Annotated in this window: 18 protein-coding genes; 10 read left to right on the top strand and 8 right to left on the bottom strand. The window is 42.4% G+C overall.

Going from position 1 to position 17,646, the window contains the following annotated elements:
- Nucleotides 1-16 precede the first annotated feature (16 nt).
- The 5 genes from ACJA3J_RS04750 (at nucleotide 17) to ACJA3J_RS04730 (ending at nucleotide 3,423) form a co-directional block, all read left to right on the top strand.
- Entirely contained in the window at nucleotides 17-238 is a 222-nt protein-coding gene (locus ACJA3J_RS04750; RefSeq protein ID WP_089653904.1) for a PLD nuclease N-terminal domain-containing protein, read from the top strand.
- The gene (locus ACJA3J_RS04745) at nucleotides 235-1,155 is read left to right on the top strand and encodes an ABC transporter ATP-binding protein (RefSeq protein ID WP_089653905.1); all 921 of its coding nucleotides are present in this window, start codon (nucleotides 235-237) and stop codon (nucleotides 1,153-1,155) included. Before ACJA3J_RS04750 ends, ACJA3J_RS04745 begins: the two co-directional genes overlap by 4 nt.
- Nucleotides 1,133-1,906: an ABC transporter permease gene (locus tag ACJA3J_RS04740; RefSeq protein WP_089653906.1), complete on the top strand. Its 774-nt coding sequence runs from the start codon at nucleotides 1,133-1,135 to the stop codon at nucleotides 1,904-1,906. Before ACJA3J_RS04745 ends, ACJA3J_RS04740 begins: the two co-directional genes overlap by 23 nt.
- A 148-nt stretch (nucleotides 1,907-2,054) precedes the next feature.
- Complete coding sequence (locus ACJA3J_RS04735; RefSeq protein ID WP_089653907.1) at nucleotides 2,055-2,825, top strand: SDR family oxidoreductase; 771 nt, start codon at nucleotides 2,055-2,057, stop codon at nucleotides 2,823-2,825.
- Nucleotides 2,826-2,925: 100 nt separating this feature from the next.
- Nucleotides 2,926-3,423: a DUF6241 domain-containing protein gene (locus tag ACJA3J_RS04730; RefSeq protein WP_089653908.1), complete on the top strand. Its 498-nt coding sequence runs from the start codon at nucleotides 2,926-2,928 to the stop codon at nucleotides 3,421-3,423.
- A gap of 26 nt (nucleotides 3,424-3,449) precedes the next feature.
- Here ACJA3J_RS04730 and ACJA3J_RS04725 read toward each other — a convergent pair whose 3' ends face one another.
- On the bottom strand, nucleotides 3,450-3,848 hold the full coding sequence (locus ACJA3J_RS04725) for a GNAT family N-acetyltransferase (RefSeq protein ID WP_089653909.1): 399 nt from the start codon (nucleotides 3,846-3,848) through the stop codon (nucleotides 3,450-3,452).
- A 298-nt stretch (nucleotides 3,849-4,146) separates the two neighbouring features.
- Here ACJA3J_RS04725 and ACJA3J_RS04720 point away from each other — a divergent pair, with 298 nt between their 5' ends.
- Nucleotides 4,147-4,614 carry a hypothetical protein gene (locus tag ACJA3J_RS04720; protein WP_089653910.1) on the top strand — a complete coding sequence of 156 codons (468 nt, stop codon included), beginning with the start codon at nucleotides 4,147-4,149 and terminating at the stop codon, nucleotides 4,612-4,614.
- 74 nt (nucleotides 4,615-4,688) lie between these two features.
- On the opposite strand, the gene ACJA3J_RS04715 is transcribed toward ACJA3J_RS04720, so the two are convergent.
- From ACJA3J_RS04715 to ACJA3J_RS04705, 3 genes are all read right to left on the bottom strand, one after another.
- Nucleotides 4,689-6,842, bottom strand: a complete 2,154-nt coding sequence (locus ACJA3J_RS04715) for an ATP-dependent helicase (protein ID WP_089653911.1) — start codon at nucleotides 6,840-6,842, stop codon at nucleotides 4,689-4,691.
- 561 nt (nucleotides 6,843-7,403) lie between these two features.
- Nucleotides 7,404-8,147, bottom strand: coding sequence for a PAS domain-containing protein (locus tag ACJA3J_RS04710; protein WP_089653913.1), 744 nt, complete (start codon nucleotides 8,145-8,147; stop codon nucleotides 7,404-7,406).
- An 893-nt stretch (nucleotides 8,148-9,040) separates the two neighbouring features.
- Nucleotides 9,041-9,244, bottom strand: coding sequence for a hypothetical protein (locus tag ACJA3J_RS04705; protein WP_089653914.1), 204 nt, complete (start codon nucleotides 9,242-9,244; stop codon nucleotides 9,041-9,043).
- A 211-nt stretch (nucleotides 9,245-9,455) separates the two neighbouring features.
- On the opposite strand from ACJA3J_RS04705, the gene ACJA3J_RS04700 reads away from it, so the two are divergent.
- Genes ACJA3J_RS04700 through ACJA3J_RS04690 form a run of 3 tightly spaced genes read left to right on the top strand, consistent with a single transcriptional unit; the run spans nucleotide 9,456 to nucleotide 10,716 of the window.
- Nucleotides 9,456-10,040 carry a TetR/AcrR family transcriptional regulator gene (locus ACJA3J_RS04700; RefSeq protein WP_089653915.1) on the top strand — a complete coding sequence of 195 codons (585 nt, stop codon included), beginning with the start codon at nucleotides 9,456-9,458 and terminating at the stop codon, nucleotides 10,038-10,040.
- A 14-nt stretch (nucleotides 10,041-10,054) separates the two neighbouring features.
- On the top strand, nucleotides 10,055-10,399 hold the full coding sequence (locus ACJA3J_RS04695; RefSeq protein ID WP_089653916.1) for a multidrug efflux SMR transporter: 345 nt from the start codon (nucleotides 10,055-10,057) through the stop codon (nucleotides 10,397-10,399).
- Nucleotides 10,400-10,401: 2 nt separating this feature from the next.
- Nucleotides 10,402-10,716 (top strand): multidrug efflux SMR transporter, encoded by a 315-nt coding sequence (locus tag ACJA3J_RS04690; protein WP_089653917.1) that lies wholly within the window; start codon nucleotides 10,402-10,404, stop codon nucleotides 10,714-10,716.
- 312 nt (nucleotides 10,717-11,028) lie between these two features.
- Here the strand turns inward: ACJA3J_RS04690 and msrA are convergent, their stop codons facing one another.
- The 4 genes from msrA to nadE all read right to left on the bottom strand — a co-directional run bounded on the left by msrA (nucleotide 11,029) and on the right by nadE (nucleotide 15,400).
- Nucleotides 11,029-11,715, bottom strand: a complete 687-nt coding sequence (gene msrA, locus ACJA3J_RS04685) for a peptide-methionine (S)-S-oxide reductase MsrA (protein WP_244157234.1) — start codon at nucleotides 11,713-11,715, stop codon at nucleotides 11,029-11,031.
- A 75-nt stretch (nucleotides 11,716-11,790) separates the two neighbouring features.
- Nucleotides 11,791-13,698, bottom strand: coding sequence for an endonuclease MutS2 (locus ACJA3J_RS04680; protein WP_406945667.1), 1,908 nt, complete (start codon nucleotides 13,696-13,698; stop codon nucleotides 11,791-11,793).
- Nucleotides 13,699-14,082: 384 nt separating this feature from the next.
- On the bottom strand, nucleotides 14,083-14,622 hold the full coding sequence (locus ACJA3J_RS04675; protein WP_406945666.1) for a cysteine hydrolase family protein: 540 nt from the start codon (nucleotides 14,620-14,622) through the stop codon (nucleotides 14,083-14,085).
- Nucleotides 14,623-14,650: 28 nt separating this feature from the next.
- Entirely contained in the window at nucleotides 14,651-15,400 is a 750-nt protein-coding gene (gene nadE / locus ACJA3J_RS04670) for an NAD(+) synthase (protein ID WP_089653920.1), read from the bottom strand.
- A gap of 647 nt (nucleotides 15,401-16,047) precedes the next feature.
- Here nadE and ACJA3J_RS04665 point away from each other — a divergent pair.
- Nucleotides 16,048-17,505, top strand: coding sequence for an IS1182 family transposase (locus tag ACJA3J_RS04665; protein WP_143015251.1), 1,458 nt, complete (start codon nucleotides 16,048-16,050; stop codon nucleotides 17,503-17,505).
- Nucleotides 17,506-17,646 lie beyond the last annotated feature (141 nt).

Below are 17,646 nucleotides of genomic sequence, written 5' to 3'. Positions count from 1 at the left end.
ATAAGGAGGTGATGTCATGTTACTCACTCAAAATGTTTTGGATATCATTAACGAGAATATAGCGATCATCGCTCCCCTGCTCATCATCCAACTGGTTTTAATGATTACAGCTCTTGTAAGTTTATTTCGTGCAGAGACTACAAATGGCCCAAAATGGATGTGGGCGCTTATCATCTTATTCATCAACACGATCGGCCCCATCGCTTATTTTATTTTCGGAAGGAGTCATGAGTCTTGATTCAACTGAAAAATTTAACGAAAACATTTGATAAACAATATGCAGTGAAGAACATCACATTCAATTTGCCATCAGGGAAATGCGTCGCTTTGCTCGGCCCCAATGGTGCAGGGAAAACCACCACATTAAAAATGATCGCAGGGCTCATGCACCCCACCTCCGGCCAAGTGGAACTCGCGAATGGAGTAAAAGGAGATATTCGCAAATACATCGGTTACTTGCCTCAACATCCGCAGTTTCACAGTTGGATGACTGGTATGGAATTCCTTCACTACGTCGCCCGTCTTTCCCATATCCCTAAGCATGAATCTCAAAAACTAGCGGAACAGTTGCTGGATCGTGTCGGGATCGCGGATGCCAAGAATCGAAAAATATCGAAGTACTCCGGCGGGATGAAGCAAAGACTCGGGATTGCACAAGCCATGATCCACAAGCCGAGCGTTCTCCTGCTTGATGAACCGGTCTCCGCCTTAGATCCAATTGGCCGGAGAGATGTACTAAACTTGATGGAAGAGTTGAAGCAAGAAACTACGTTGCTTTATTCTACACATATCTTAGGTGATGCGGAGGAGGCCAGTGATGAAATCCTCCTCATGCACAAAGGAGCTATTGTAGAATCAGGCTCTCTTCAAGACGTCAAAGAACGACATCAGGTAGATAAGATCACTCTACGTTTTGACGGAAACATGAAAGCATACAAAGAAAAAATGGAGGAGTTCCCATTCGTCACCCATACAGATATCCAAAAGCAAAAGATCCATGTTTATGTACAAAATGTGCCTGAAGCTCGAGATGTTCTTTTAGAGCTTGTATCTAAGGAACAATGGCCGCTTCTTTTCTTTGAAGTAGGACAGACGACACTTGAGGATCTATTCATGAAGGTGGTGAACGAGCATGCAATGGCTGACCATCTATAAAAAGGAATGCCTGGAGTCCGCCAGAAATTACAAGTGGGTTTGGGTTCCTCTTGTCTTTATTCTTTTTTGTATCATGGATCCTTTGACAACTTATTACCTCCCTCAAATACTTGAATCTACCGGAGGGCTCCCCGACGGCGCGACCTTTGATATCCCGACTCCGCCGGCGGCCAATGTATTCATGATGAGCATCTCACAAATCAACACACTCGGTGTGCTCGTCATAGCCCTGATTACGATGGGAACAATCGCCGGAGAACGGAAATCAGGGGTGGCCGAGTTGATCCTAGTAAAGCCGGTATCCTATACCGCCTATGTGACTGCCAAATGGGCAGCCCATGTTACGCTTGTTCTTCTTTCTATTTTCGTCGGCTTAATTGCAAGCTGGTATTATGTTCAACTTCTTTTTGGTGACGTATCTTTCATTCACGCATTGAGTACAGCTGGCTTTTACGGCCTGTATATTATCTTCGTCATCAGCATAAGCCTCTTCATGAACACATGGACGAAAACCCCAGGCCTTGTTTTGTTTTTAACGATTAGTATCATCATGATATTAAATTTGGTCACAAGTGTTTTTTCTCACCTTTTGGAATGGAGTCCAACAAACATTACTTCCTATCTCCCTTCCTTACTAAGAACCGGAGAAGTCGGGCAAGACCTTTGGTTAGCAAGTCTATTTACCATTGTTACGATTGTTCTCCTCCTTTTCGGAGCCATTCAAACACTAAAACGAAAAGAGATTGTATAGCCAAAACATACTAGACCAGGTCATCCAAATTATGGATGACCTGGTCTGGTTATTTTTTAGTAATCAAACGTGTGATTTGTTCTTCTTGGTAATAGGGTATAGACTGTTAGCATCTATTGCATATGAAGTTGTTAAAGGAGAGATTTTCATGAAGCCAACTGCATTGATCACAGGAGCCTCGGGTGGTATTGGATACGAACTTGCCCGTCTATTCGCTAAATCAGGGTATCACTTGATTGTCGTTGCACGATCCGAAGACAAGCTTCACCAGTTAAAAGAGGAACTGGACGGTCATCCGATTACGATCATTCCTCAGGATTTATCAGAACCTGGAGCAGCTGAAGTTGTGTATAGTAAGGTGAAAGAACTCGGCCTCCATGTTACTGTTCTTGTAAATAACGCTGGTTTTGGTTTGAATGGACTTTTTGAGGACCTCCCTCTACTAGACCAACAGAAAATGTTGCACGTGAACATCAATGCCCTAACTGAACTGACTCACCTGTTTTTACCTGAAATCAAAGCGGCTCGCTTCCGCTCCATCCCTAAAGGGGTATTGAATGTAGCAAGCACGGCTGCCTTCCAACCTGGTCCAAAAATGGCCGTGTACTATGCTTCCAAAGCTTACGTCCTTTCTCTTTCAGAAGCCCTTGTCGAGGAGATGAAAGATACAAGTGTGACGGTTACCACCTTATGCCCGGGCGCAACAGACACCAATTTCTTCAAAACAGCGAAAGCAGAGCACACGAAACTTGTAAACAGTACGATGTCTCCTGAATCGGTAGCCAAGTCAGGATTCCTCGGCTTTGTGAAAGGAAAACGTGTGGTTATTCCCGGCGTGATGAACCAGGGATTGGCCTATGCCTCCAAATTCATCCCACGCTCATTCGCAGCGAAATTAGCTCATTATGTCGATAGCTAAGGAGAGGTCATACAAGTTTATTTGCGACCATTCTCTTTTTCTCCTCTACCCCATCCTATATAATAGAAATTACTGGTAAACACTTTTAAGGGGGCTGTACATGAAGAGATTAATCCTATGGTTTTCGTTCTGTCTATGTATCGGTGCCGTCGCAGGAGCTTATTTGTATGTACAAACCCAGGGGGTATCTACAGCTCAGGGTGTCACAGGAACAGTGAATGCGGAAGAACTGAGAGCCTATGAGAAAGATGGAAAAAATCCTTTTGGAGGAGAGATTTCAGGGCCGGAGTTGACAGACAAGGAATACCAGGAATACATTCATGGCATGTCACATCAAAAAGTGAAAGCAGATGAAAAATGGACGTTTTTTGAAATCCACTCCCTTCGCATTTCTTGGCTGCTCGAACATTTGGAAACGAATGACTTGACTCATAAGCATGTCTATAAACAAATTTTAATGAAATGGGCCGATGAGGATTTTTCAAATGCTGTAGCTGACCATAATACGATTTGGGAAATGCAACGTGGCACAATTGGAAAAGCCAAGCGCCTCCTCACTCCTGAGGAAGAAGCCGAATATATAAAAGAAAACAACTGACCCGATATCATCGAGTCAGTTGTTTTTTACATTTCTTCAGCCGATTTCCTGAATCCATAAAAGGAGCGGTACCCTTGATGAGCATAGTAACCCTCGGACTTTGTTGATGCTAACATTTCCACACGTGTACTTGGATAGCATTCGTGAGCGGTTTGAATCAATTTATCCGCAATCCCCTGATTTCTAAAACTTTCTTTCACCAGCAGATCGCATACATACAAAGTGATGGACCCATCTGTCAGTCCTCGGAGGAAACCGACGAGTTCACCATCCACCACCGCAACCAAAGCTGGTTCTGAATTCAGCCAGGAGCATAACGTTTCCTCACCACGTTCCACAAGGCCGCTCCATCCTTCTTCTTCATTTAGTTGCTGGACAGCGTCAAAATCTTTTTCAAGAAACGTACGAATTTGAATAGCTTCCATGTCATCCTACCTTTCACTGTGATTAAGATTTTCCCCTTTGAGCCGTCACCCAGTCTGTTGATTCTATTTTTCTACTCTATTATTACGTTTGATTCCCTTAAACGTTTCAAGTTATATAAGAAAATCTGACTATTTTTCAAATAACCTTTAATGTCTTCCTACATCCGTGTTGGTATACCCAACAATAAATCTAACGGGTGGGATTGAAAACAAATCAGAATTTTTAAGAATCAGATAGAGGAAAGTATGGTAAAATGTGAACGGAAGTTTTTCTTTTTATGTTCAAGGAGTGGAAAACATGTGGAAAAGAATTCTACTGTTCGCGACATTGATCTTTCTCGCCGCTTGTTCCTCGCAAAATTTATCGCTTGAGGATTTGAAAACGGCTTATCCGGAGACGTTCGCTCAGCCGGTAGGTTCCTTATCGGATGAGAAAAAGGAGAAGCTTGGTCTTCCTGAAGATGTCCCTTTCGAAGTCACTCATGTTGAGTCAAATGTGGAAGACGAGAGAGTAGAGGTCCTCTACCAATCGGATGGTTCAGAGAAAGCTGTGGTGCACACCCTGTATGAACCAGGGAACATTCTCCAAGAATCTGAACTGCAGGTCCCATTAAACTCTGGGGCTGTAGCTGGTGTCCAGGAAAAGGAGGACCATATTTTTGTGGAATGGTATGATGGGGATCTCGATGTCATCTATCAGCTCGAATACTTTGGTCCTGAAGAGGAACGTGCAGAAAAAGCAATGAATGTTGCAAACGCTATATAAAATCCTATAATCTTTTATACAAGGATTTCTAAAAAAGAGCTGTCACGTGTATGGTGACGGCTCTTTTGATTAATTTATAGTTTTTCTAGTTTTTTAAAGTTCCGACTGATTGGTCTCGGAGCTTTAAGTCGGTCGAAAAAGATCATATAATTGTTTTTCTTCTCATCGACCTCTTCAATGGAACCTTCACCGAAAACAGGATGCTTGACCCGGGTTCCTTTTTCGAAAAATTCACCAGAAGGCTCTTTCTCAAGACGATGCGAAGCACGTATATATTCTTTTGCCTCTTCAATAAGAGACTCATCCAACTCTCCGACCCGGTCATATAAACGATCTTCGACTTCAAAGATAAATCGGGAAGGGTATTTCTTCTGTCCTCCATTTTGAAAGCCTTCAGATTCAGTCAAATAGAGTTCCCTTTCCGCTCTCGTTACAGCTACATAGGCAAGCCTTCGCTCTTCTTCCAGCCCTCTCTCTTTCCGCTGCCTTAATGCACGGACATTCGGGAGAACACTTTCTGTCATTCCTATAACAAATACATAAGGATACTCAAGGCCCTTCGCTGTATGAATCGTCATGAGTTTGACAGATGCCACCTCGTCAGCCCTGTCGTCGTCTGTGTAGAGGGAGATCATTTGTAAGTATTCATCCAAATAAATGTCTTCCCCAAGCGTTTGTTCATATTGGACAATGGAATGAAGAAGCTCAGCCATATTATCCAATCTCTCCTGGTCACCGTCTTCCCTCCGGTAGGCTTCATAGCCCGTCACCTGCATAGCCTCTTGAAGCAGTTCCGATACTTTTCTCTTGCCTCTAATTTTCTTCAAATACTCGACCGCTTCGATAAAAGTTCGTGCTCCTGTACGCCTCAGCTGATCATGGTCTACATATTTTTTCAAGGTTTCATATAAGGAAAGCCCATCCTCCTCTGCTTTCTCCCTGAGAAAACTCATCCGCTTCTTGCCAATTTGTCGTTTAGGAACATTTATGATGCGACTGAAAGACAAATCATCCTGAAATGCAATCATCCTCAAGTGAGCGAGCGCATCCTTGATTTCTAACCGGTCAAAGAATTTGAAGCCTCCAAATATTTTATATTCAATATTCTCAGCAATAAGTTCCTGTTCTACAAAACGGGATAAGTAATTCGCTCGATATAAAATGGCCACATCGCTCAAGCTCGCCTTCTTTTCTGCCACGACCTGTTTAATCTTACTCACAATCCATTTAGCTTCCTGAATCTCATCTTTTCCATGATAATGAACCACCTTCACACCAGGTGGATTGACAGGAAGCATGTCCTTATCTACCCTGAAATAATTGTTCTGGATCAAAGCATTTCCCAAGGAGAGAATTTCCGGTGTCGAACGGTAATTCTCTTTCAAAAAAATGGTCTGAGCATCAGGGAAGTAACTCTCAAAATCCACCATATACTTAGGATCGGCTCCACGCCATTCATAAATGGTTTGATCAGGATCACCCACAACAAATAAATTCCCCTGTTTTTCAGCAAGCATTTTAACAAGTTCGAATTGTTTCAAACTGCTGTCCTGAAATTCATCGACCTGGATATAATAAAGTCGATCCTTCCATTTTTCCAGTACTTCTTTATTCTGATCAAAAAGAGTAAAGACAAAGTTGAGTAAATCATCAAAATCCAGCCCATACACTCGCTTTTGCTTCTTGAGATATTGTTGAATAATCTGACTGTCAAGATCTCCCGAATCATCCACAGAAGGCATTTCTCCACGTAAAATCATTTGTTGTACATAATGTGTGTTCCCTTTAAGAATTCCAATCTTATCGAGAATCCTTTTGAACGTTTTATCATTCAGTTTTAACCCCATATCTTCAAAGATCTCTCTTAGGAGAATCTTCTGATCTTCCACGTCCAAAATGACAAAATTCTTCGGGTAAAAAAGCCGGTGGATATCTTCACGTAAGACACGGACACAAAAACCGTGGTAGGTGGTTATAAAACCTGTGTCCTGCTCCCCTCCGATCAACTTTTTTACTCGTCGCCTCATTTCATGAGCCGCTTTATTCGTAAAAGTTACAGATAGAATATTTGCCGGATCGATCCCCAGCTCATTCACGATGAAGGCATAGCGGTGAGTTAAGGCACGGGTCTTCCCGGAACCTGCACCGGCGATGACACGGACGTACCCTTCTGTAGATACGACCGCTTCTTGTTGTGATGGATTTAGTCCGTCCAGTAGCTCTTCCATATCGATCACCTTCCAAGAACATTTGTTTGTATTATAGCACATTAGACAGCAGGCAGTCTGTGTTCTTTGCTTGAATGAAAGATGAGGATAATAGAAATCCCCTGAACAGAAAATATGCCTCAGGGGAAATGTGGATGGGGTGGTTTACTGAATCACATCAAAAGATGATAAATAAAGAAGGAACACTAAAAATCGTTACTGTTTTGTGTGGAAATTATCTAAATAAGGATCGTATTCAGGAAAGTCAACCTTCTCGGAATGTGTATTTTCTCAGGGGGAAAAAACGAACGGGAGTGGTAGTTGAGCTTAAAAAGATCATGTTTATGACCTTCTTCAGATAAAATCAGGGCATGTCCCCTTGCTTTCATACATGTCATAGCTAAGGGCGGAATACAGGGTGACTTCAGAATTGCTCTTCTACAACGAAGTGAAAAATGAAAGTCCCCATTTCAATTCCTTCATGCTTCCTTAGGCAGATACTTAGAAATATAATGAAGGCCATGATTCGTAAAACCATAAGGACCGGGCCTGCAGTTCCCATGGAGAGGGTATTTTCCACTTCTATTCGAACCTCGGCTTCAACCCCGTTTCCAAGAAATATTTCGTCGCTTGCTGCACATTCATAAATGTGCGGACCCCATCTAATTGAATATGGTTTTGCGCAAATTGCACCACTACCTGTGGACGCATTCCAGCAAGGACAACTTCAATGCCCAACAACCTAAGACTCATCATAAGGTTTTTCAAAAGGACCGCCCATTCTTCATCAATTGAAGTAATCCCCGAAAACTGGATGGCAAGTCGGCTCACATTCTGTTCCTGACATAAAACAGGTACTCTTGCCAATAAAATATCGCGCTGTTCCTCTCTCAAGATTGGCTGCAATGGTAGGAGGGCATATCCTTTAGCAATGGTTACAATATTCGCTGTCATTTCTTCAATCATATGGATTAATTCTTTCTCTCTCTTTGACTGCTCCGTCATATCGAATATACGGATGAGAACAAAACTCTCCCCTTCATGAGTGAAGCGTTTAGTGTAAAAGTGCAGCACCATGTCCCTTCCCTGCCAATGAAAATCCATACCTTCAAAACCGATGTCTTTTTTCTCTTGGATGGACTTGGAAAGGAGCTTCTTTTCTGGTGCTAAATCCGGATACAGATGATTAAGTTTCTCGCCAACGATCCGTTCTTCCTCTAATTGAAACATCTTTACGTAGGCAGGATTTACGTATGTGATTGTGTATTCTTCATCACTAATCAATACACCTTCATCCAAAAGGTCCATTGCATTCCGTAACAGCATGATTATCCCCCCAGTACAAATCTCTTACTTTTATTATGATGATATACAAAAGAAATGCAAGGTAATTCAACATTATTGTCTAAATATTATGAATAAATAACAATCCCCTTCTATATCTTCAACTTAATGGCAGGATTCTTGAAGACTCAGTTTTGAGATGTTTCGGGGTTCGTTGTTGTGTTGAGCGTCAGGGGTGGTGGGGAAGCAACTCGCTTTCCTGTGGGGTGCGCCGAGCTTCCTCGGACTACGTCCTGCGGGATCTCGCCTATCTCCTTCTCCCACGGGAGTCTCGCAGCTTCCCAACCACCCCATACCATGAAAGTGAGAAACGAACCCATTTACTGTGGGAGGGTGCCTTCCACTATCCTGGTTTATAAGCAAAAAGCACCCTATAACAAGCTTTTCGCATGCAGAATAGTGTGTTTAGGAGTTCATTCCTCTCCAATAACCATGTGCATAAAAGCAGCTAATTCCGAAAGTGGTTTCGAGATAGTTAAATGGCAAAGGGGCGGAGGGGAATGGCGAGACTCCTATCTTAAGTGTGGAGGCGCCTCGATCAGCGGCGTATGGACTGGACTGAGCTGGCGGAGATAAAGGAAACACGAAGAACGTAGGGATTCGATGTTGACTTATCGTACAGAAGCGAGGGAAGTCTCACTAGCCGCTAGGCGCCGGAACCGGATACCTAAGAGGAAAAAAGTGCATGGTGAGACCCCGCAGAGCGAAGCTTGAGGAGGCTCACCGCGCTCCCGCGGAAAGCGAGCTATTCCCCGCAGCCCTCATCCACTCAACAAAAGCCTCGAAACTGAGTCTTCCACAATCTGGAGCTTTTGTAGATGAAAAAGAAGAAGTGCGTCAACGGTTCAGTTTCTGAGCCGCTGACGCACTTCTTCTTAAGCTTTTTCCATTTTGTCACATTTAGATAAAATAGCTACATGTTTAAGGTTACCAATGGAATCGAATTCTATTTCAACATAATCTCCTGGTTTTACAAAGCTAAGCCTTTCTCTGAGTACAGAAAGTTCATTCTTAAATTCGGATTCTTCGACCAAAATCGCATAAGCCCCTTCGTATCGATCCAGTTTATATTGGTTCACCGATTCAATCCCCTTCTGTTTTAGTATCAGGCACCTTGAAAAAAATTATGTGCCATTTCACCATTTCCTTTTATGGTATAAGTCCTCTTATTACAGAGCATTCCCTTCATTAATCATGACTAAACATGTCGAAATTAGAGTTCTAGACAACGTTCATCTGCCGTGGTAAAATGAAACTAACAAACGTTAGTTAGTGAAAGGAGAGAGCTGAATGACAAAAGAAACTATTATTGAAGAGAGTCTCAAGCTCTTTGCCAATTTTGGATATGAGAATACGACCCTTGCCAATATTGCGGAAGCTGTTGGAATAAAGAAGCCTTCTCTTTATAACCATTTTGATAATAAAGAAGATATCTTTCTTCATGTTCTTTATGACGTGGGAGAAAGAGAAAAGAGTCATTTGATGAATCAATCAGGATCCATTCACCAGGACTCAGTGGCTGATCATCTTCATGAGATCTATCGTGTCTACCTGGAACATATGGCTCATTCAACAGAAGGTATGTTTTTCAAGCGTGTAACCTTTTTTCCGCCCGAAGAATTCGCAGATGAAATTAAGAAAGTTTTCTTAATGGTGGAAGACTGTATGACTGAGATTATCCGCCCGGTATTTGAACGTGGGATAGAGAAGGAAATTATCCGCCCTCTTTCTACAAATACGCTGACTTCTGCATTTTATACGTTGATTGACGGTTTGTTTCTGGAAGAAAATTTTTATGACCGGGATGTTTTTGAAAAAAGACAGGAAGCAAGTTGGCAAATCTTCTGGCTTGGCATTAAAAACCCGGAGCATTAGGGAGGTATGAAACGATGGCATGGATTTATTTATTCTTTGGTGCTTTTTTCGAAATCGGATGGGCTGTTGGTTTGAAATTGTCAGAGGGCTTCACGGATCCCCTCTTTTCAACTATTACCGTCATTTGTATAGTTATCAGCTTCACTTTTTTCACCAAAGCATTAAAAGTGATTGATATTGGAACAGGTTATGCGATATTTACAGGGATTGGCGCAGCAGGTACAGCTTTAATCGGGATGATCTTTCTTGGCGACGGAGGCGGTGCTGGGAAAGTCTTTTTTATTGTGCTTCTAATTACAGGCATTATTGGTTTGAAAATGTCTGAGACCACTTCAGAACAGGTACAACAGGAGGGATAAGCATGGCATGGGTATTTTTAATGATGGCTGGAGTAGGAGAAATGACGGCCATGTTTTTCTTGAAGCTGTCGGATGGCTTTCAAAAACGCAAACCGGCGTTCATGGCTATACTTGCAGGTGCAGCGAGCTTCTATTTCCTTTCTTTATCTTTAAAAGATCTTCCAATCGGAACGGCTTATGGGATATGGACAGGAATTGGGTCGGCAGGTACCGTTTTGCTGGGCATCTTTTTCTTTAAAGAAAAAGCGAATCGAAAACGTCTGTTGTTCATTACTTGTATCGTTGCCGGAGTTATCGGTTTAAAAATGGTCTCTTAGACGAAGGATAGGCTTGTAATGTTATTTTCGAAAGCTTACAATGGAATAAGCAACAATCTACAATATTCGACAAAACCTGCTTTTTTCTGTCGTTTGTAGTGATGGAGGAAATATAATGAGAAGAATTTTACTTGCCATTCTTATGATTATTGTCATCGGTTTCAGTTACGTAGGCTATACAAGTATGGATACGGATGCGAATCCTTCCATTCCTAAAGAAACAGAGAGTTATTGAATTTCAATGATTTAAACCCCTTCGCTCCCGCGAAGGGGTTTTGTTTTTGTATAAAAGATGGCGTCCAATGAAAAAGATTATTTCTTAGGAAGATCCACTTCTAAGTCCTCTCCCCATTTCTCTTCTAAATATTGATCGCGCCCTGAGTTCCCACGGTAAAAATCGTATCTTAAAGTATTTTTCTTGTAATAATCTTGATGGTATTCCTCTGCTTTGTAAAACTCTTCTGCTTCCAGGATCGGGGTAACTAATTCATTCTGAAAGCGACCGGAATTTTGGAGTTCTTGTTTGGATTGTTCAGCGCTTTCCCGCTGTTCAGGTGTGTGATAGAAAATGGCGGTCGTATATTGGTACCCTCGATCCACAAACTGACCTTCGTCATCGGTCGGGTTGATTTGTCTCCAGAAGACATCGAGAATCTGTTCATAGGAAATCAGGTCTGGATCGTAATAGACTTGGACAGATTCGATATGGCCCGTTCCCCCGGAAGCTACTTCATCGTAAGAAGGATTTTCTGTTTCCCCTCCCGTATAACCGGATACGACACTATGGACGCCTTTCAGTTTTTCAAATGGAGGCTCCATACACCAAAAGCATCCACCCGAAAGAGTCGCCACCTCGTACCCTTCAGGTATCTCATTTGCTGTCACAGCTTCACTATCATAATTTCGTTTTGTTAAATAGGCATATGCTTCCGGGATGGCAAGAACAGCAACTAATGAAAGTACGGCTATAATCATGACCCATTTCGTCCGCTTCTTCACCCTCTTCACCCCTTTTTGCTGTTTAACTCAGAATAACACGCCTATACGTGCCAATTGAAATTCTAACACTCTCCTTTATTCGTCATCTTCCAGAGTTAAGCCATCGACATGTTTCCGATCCATTACTTTTTTTATCTTCCTATATTCCTTGGATTTGAAAATAATATCAAAATCATAATCCTCTGGGTATAATTCATCGGCTGAAATGTGGAGTTTCAAGCGCTTTTGATTGTATTCTTTCTTTTCCCCTTTGATTTGGACGACGTAATTGCCTAAAGCATCCGGCCCTTTATAGACAATACCCATTTCTTCTTCTGCTGGAATCCACACATTATCCCCCATTTGAAAACCTGCTTTCTCTTTTTTCTGAGCTTTGCGTTTTTGCCTGTACCTATTGATCGCCACTTGCTTGGCATAGGACGGATTTTTCAAAAGCTTATCATCTTTCGTAAAGCTCCCTTTTTGCTTGTATGTGATGTCATAAGCATGATTGAGGATTTCCGGATGCAGTCCTAATTTATAGGCGATATCAAACGCCTGACTTTTCCCAGCTGTTCCTATTTGCAGCTGGTACGTAGGCTTAAGGGTTTCCAAATCGAAGGCCATCGCTCCATTAATGAACCCTTCTTTCTCCATGGCATAGGTTTTCATTTCACTATAGTGAGTGGTCGCCAAAATGGTCGAGCCTTTGTTGGCGAGTTGATCCAGAATCGCAGTCGCTAATCCCATCCCTTCTCCAGGGTCTGTTCCTGAACCGATTTCGTCCAGAAGAAGTAAGGAATGATCATTAGCGTGTTGCAAAATATGAATCAAGTTCGTCAGTCTTGAACTGAAGGTGCTCAAATTCTCTTCAATACTTTGCCCATCTCCAATATCAACAAAAACGTGTTGGAAAAGAGGTAACCTTGTGCCGGGCTGTGCAGAAATCGGCAGACCACATTGGGCCATCAAACAAAACAAGCCGACCGTTTTTAACGTTACCGTCTTCCCTCCTGTATTCGGCCCAGTAATGAGCAGGGCTTGATCATCCACACCCATATGGAGATTCAGCGGAACGGCTTTTTCCCCTAGTAGAGGATGACGACCCTCCTTGACCTCAATTTCCCCTTGTGAAAACGCCGGGGAATAACCATCAATCGCTTTGCTGTATTTCGCTTTAGCAAAAAGAACATCATACTGGTGCATCGTTTCCATAGCGATATTCAATTCATATTCCTTTTCCAGAACAGAGGCAGTTAACGCATAGAGGATCCGTTCCACCTCCTGCTCTTCCTGCATTTTCAAGAGCTGGACCTGCTCTTGAAGGGAAGTCACTTCATTCGGTTCTATGAATAACGTCGCTCCAGAAGAAGATTGGTCAAGGATGACACCTTTCACTTTGGACCTGTTTTCTCTTTTGACAGGAAGGGTCAGACGTCCCCCTTTATCCACTGGCCTAGCTTCTTGGAGAAGAGAGCTATACTTTTTAGCTGAACTTTCCATTCTGGTCTTCATATCACTGTGAGTTTTATCTATTTTCCTTCGAAGCTTTCCCAGCTCTTTCGTTGCAGACTCATCTATTTGCCCATGGCGTATTTTCCCATAAATCTCTTCTTCCAATTGGGATAAATCCGCGATAGAGTCAACATATAAAGAGATGGTCGGCGCAAGAATCTGCTTATCATTCATAAACCTTTTCAATTTTGTACAATGCTCCAGAAAAGAAACAAGGGAACCAAATTGCTGCGGACGGATATAGATTCCTTTGTTCCCTTGATCAATCATAGCCTGAATGTCACCAAGGGTATGAATGGGTACATGACTGTGACTATCTATAATGGCTCTTGCCTCTTTGACTTCCTCATGCATTCTTTCCAACCTCTTTTGGTCATTGGATGGCTGCAGGCTCAGAATCGTTTCTTTCCCTTGATCTGTATGAGCGAAATCACTAACCCTTGTTAAAATAGTGTTCAAGCCTAAACTTTCATATGTTTGTTGATTCAATGTTTTTCCTCCTTATTTCAACTGGTGATCATTTAAATAAAAAAGTCCGCAACAAGCTGAAGATAGCTCGCTGCGGACTCCGTAGGGACACATATAGAATGTAGTTCCACGAATGTACGAAAAAAAAGCTATGACTGAATAAGCCAGTCATAGCTTTTAGGATCGTTTTATCCGGCTATGCTTATGCTTGTTCTTAACTGTTCCAGAAAAAAAGGTATAACAAACCAAGCATGCTTTCGCACACTTTTTTCAGGACGTATCCAGTTCATGGATTAGTTAAGAACAACCACACTCATAAATCATTTCTCCTTCACGGGTTAAAAGTTACATTCGTGAAACCATCACCTGTGTTCCCTAATAATATATGACAGGTACTCCATACTGTCAACTACTGAAAATGGTTCTCAAATGATTGATATCCATAGAATCGGTTCTGGCAGCCAACGATCGTTTCATGATTCTCAAGGCATTTTCATTATCTTCTTTATACTCAGAAGCTGTCCCATCTTCCGGCACCCAAAGGTTGTATTCCCTCATATAGGCATCGTTCGCTGTGAAAATAACGCAGATATCACCAGCAATTCCAGTCAAAATTAGGTTTTTCACTTCTAAATGGTCTAAGAGAATACTTAACTGTGTACCAAAAAATCCCGAATGCTTCGGTTTAATAATAAAATAATCGTCTTCAGCAGGCTCCATTTGTTCCACGACAGGTTTTCCTATTCCTTTTTTACACTCTTCCAACAAATCAGAAGCGTTATCCTGCCAAAGCCCGAAGTTGTCGTTCACATAAATCACCGGTACTCCTTGCTTCTTCACCTCTTTCTTGAAGTTGTGTAAGCGCTCGGCTACAGGGAGACTGTTTTCAAGTAGGTTCTCTCCACCATCAAAGTCCATTTTATTGATCATATCAATGATAATCATTGCTGTATCCTGCTTCATAATTGGACAATCACTCTCCTTCGAACCGCTCAGGACCTGCTGGAATTTGGCGCTTATGTGCGGTTTTCTTGTGAAGTTCTTTCAAATTCTTTTCGTCTTTGGGGTCGATTTTTTCCCCTCTCAAATAAGCATCAATCGTATCATAAGACATTCCCAGTTCTTCCTCATCTGTCTGCCCTTCCCAAAGTTCAGCACTCGGTTTTTTATGAACGATAGAGTCCGTGACCTTAAGCGCCTTGGCCATTTCTCTTACTTCTTCTTTTCTTAAATTGATCAGAGGAACGAGGTCGACTCCTCCATCTCCGTATTTCGTAAAATATCCCGTATAATCTTCCGCTGCATTATCTGTCCCCACGACAAGATAATTATAGTTGTTCCCTACAGCATAAAGCGTACTCATACGGAGACGCGCTTGAAGATTCGCCCCACCAAGCTGTGACTTTTCGTCATTCCAATCACCTTTTTCATTTAACTGGTTCTTAATCGTGTCGTAAGTCGTTTGATAAGTATCGGTCAATTCAATACCGACATAATCAAGATCCGCACCTTCTACGACATCCAGAGCATCGGTTTGGTCTTCAACACCTTGGTTAATCGGTAGGATTACTCCTAAAGAATTTTCAGGGAAGGCACGTTTAATCAAATACGAAACAACTGCGGAATCAATCCCTCCACTGATTCCGACCAAAAGCCCGTCAGCCCCTGCTTCTTTTGTCTTCGTACGCAGCCAATCAGTCAAATACTCGATTCTCTCTTCCATGTTCATAAACTCCCTTCATTTTACAATCTAAAGATTGCTTTCCTTTAAAAGGGAGAACATAAACCTAAAGCTCGCATATAGGATACTTATTACACAAAAGAGTTATTAAAGTATTTGGCAGGATTCTTGAAGACTCTATTTCGAGACTTTTCGGGGTTCGTTTTCCGTGTGGAGCGTCAGGGGTGGTTGGGAAGCCACTCGCTTTCCTGCGGGGATGACGGCAAGCCATTCCCGCGGGAGTCTCGCAGCTTCCCAACCACCCCATTCGATGAATGTGAGAAACGAACCCCATTACTGTGTCGGGGGTCTTCCACTATCCTTGTGTTATATGCATAAAGCGCTACATAACAAGGTTTCCGCACCCAGAATAGAGTGCCTGCAAGTTCGTATCCTCCATTAAATCTGTGCATAAAAGCAGCTTATCCTGGAAGTGGTTTCGAGACACTTATATGGCAAAGGGGCGGAGGGAAACGGTGAGACTCCTATGGGACGTGCGGGACAGGTGAGACCCCGGAAGGCGTAGCGAGGCCACTGAAAAAGTCCTTTTTTATAGAGATATGGAAACGTTTCGTCCGAATGGGAGAAATGTTTCCATATTTTTTGTACACTGAAGACAGAAGACACTACATAAAAGTGAGGGATTTATATTGCTTGAACGCCAGATGACGATGAACGTGAGTGGATATTCGAATTTATATGATTTGATTGTTCCTGAAGATCATTTCCTTCGTCAGGTTAATGGACTTATGGATTTCACTTTCATCTATGAGAATTTAAAAGATAAATACTGTCATGATAACGGACGCAATGCCGTTCATCCGATTCGCATGTTCAAATATTTGTTCCTCAAAACGACCTATCAGTTATCTGACAAAGATCTGGTGGCCCGTGCCCGTGTTGATATGTCATTTAAATACTTCCTTGAACTCGCTCCTGAGGATGACGTCATTGACTCCAGCACATTGGCTCACTTCAGAAAACAGCGGGTGAATGATGACGACTTCCTGGATTTTCTTATAGATAAAACAGTCCAGGTTGCCTATGAAAATAAGGTTCTTCAGTCCTCCACACTTATCGTGGATTCTACTCATACGAAGTCCAAATATAATCATGTGACCCCGCAGGAAGTATTACGTTCCCGTTCCAAGAACCTGCGCAAAGCTGTCTATGCCCATGATGAATCCATGAAAAAGAAAATGCCATCCAAGCCCAAAGAGGATACGGTAGAGGCAGAAATCGAATACACCCAAAAGGTGATGGAGGTCGTTGAAAGTCAATCATCATTAAGTTCTTATCCAAAAGTCCAAGAGTCTCTCAATTTATTGAAAGAAACCGTTGAAGATGATCTCGAACACCTTCAATTATCCCAAGATCCAGATGCCAAAGTTGGTCACAAATCGGCCGACTCCTCATTTTTTGGGTATAAGACACACCTAGGCATGAGTGAAGAAAGAATTATCACAGCCGCAACGACAACAACCGGTGAAAAGAGTGATGGGAAATACCTTCAATCTCTAATTGAAAAGAGTAAAAAATCAGGGATGGACGTGGACACAGTCATCGGGGATGCCGCTTATTCAGAGAAGAAGAATTTGATCTATGCGAACGACCATGAGGTTACTTTAATTTCTAGACTGAACTCTTCCATTACGCACGGAACACGGAAGAAAGACCAAACGTTCGAATTCAATAAGGATGCCGGGATGTATGTTTGTCCAGCTGGCCATATGGCGACCCACAAACGAAAAGACAGCCGAAAAGCGAGCGGAAATAAAAGTGAACGTATTCGGTATTTCTTTGACATCGATCAATGTAAAACCTGCCCTTTAAGAGAAGGGTGTTACCAGGACGGCGCGAAGAGCAAAACCTATACAGTTACGATTCAATCCCACCAACACCAGGAACAGGCCGAATTTCAAGAAACGGAGGCATTTAAAGAACAGGCCAGACAGAGGTACAAAATTGAAGCGAAGAATAGTGAATTGAAGCACCGGCACGGGTATGACATTGCGTCATCTTCGGGCCTCAAAGGCATGGAATTACAAGCCGCAATGGCGATATTCACCGTCAATATAAAGAGAATATTGAAACTGATGGAGAAATAAGAGGGACAAGCCCCTCTCTCCTTTTGAAAAAACAGCGATTTTCGGAAACGAACCCTCCGAAAATCGCTGTTTTTTCTTGAATCATAGAATACACTACAGTTTTTCAGTGGCCTCGGCGTAGCCTGAGGAGGCTCACCGCCC

Origin of the sequence: Halobacillus sp. SY10 (assembly GCF_045401165.1) — a bacterium.
Lineage (GTDB): Bacteria > Bacillota > Bacilli > Bacillales > Halobacillaceae > Halobacillus > Halobacillus aidingensis.
The sequence above is the reverse complement of the archived record's forward strand: the minus strand, read 5'-3'. Positions and strand labels throughout refer to the sequence as shown.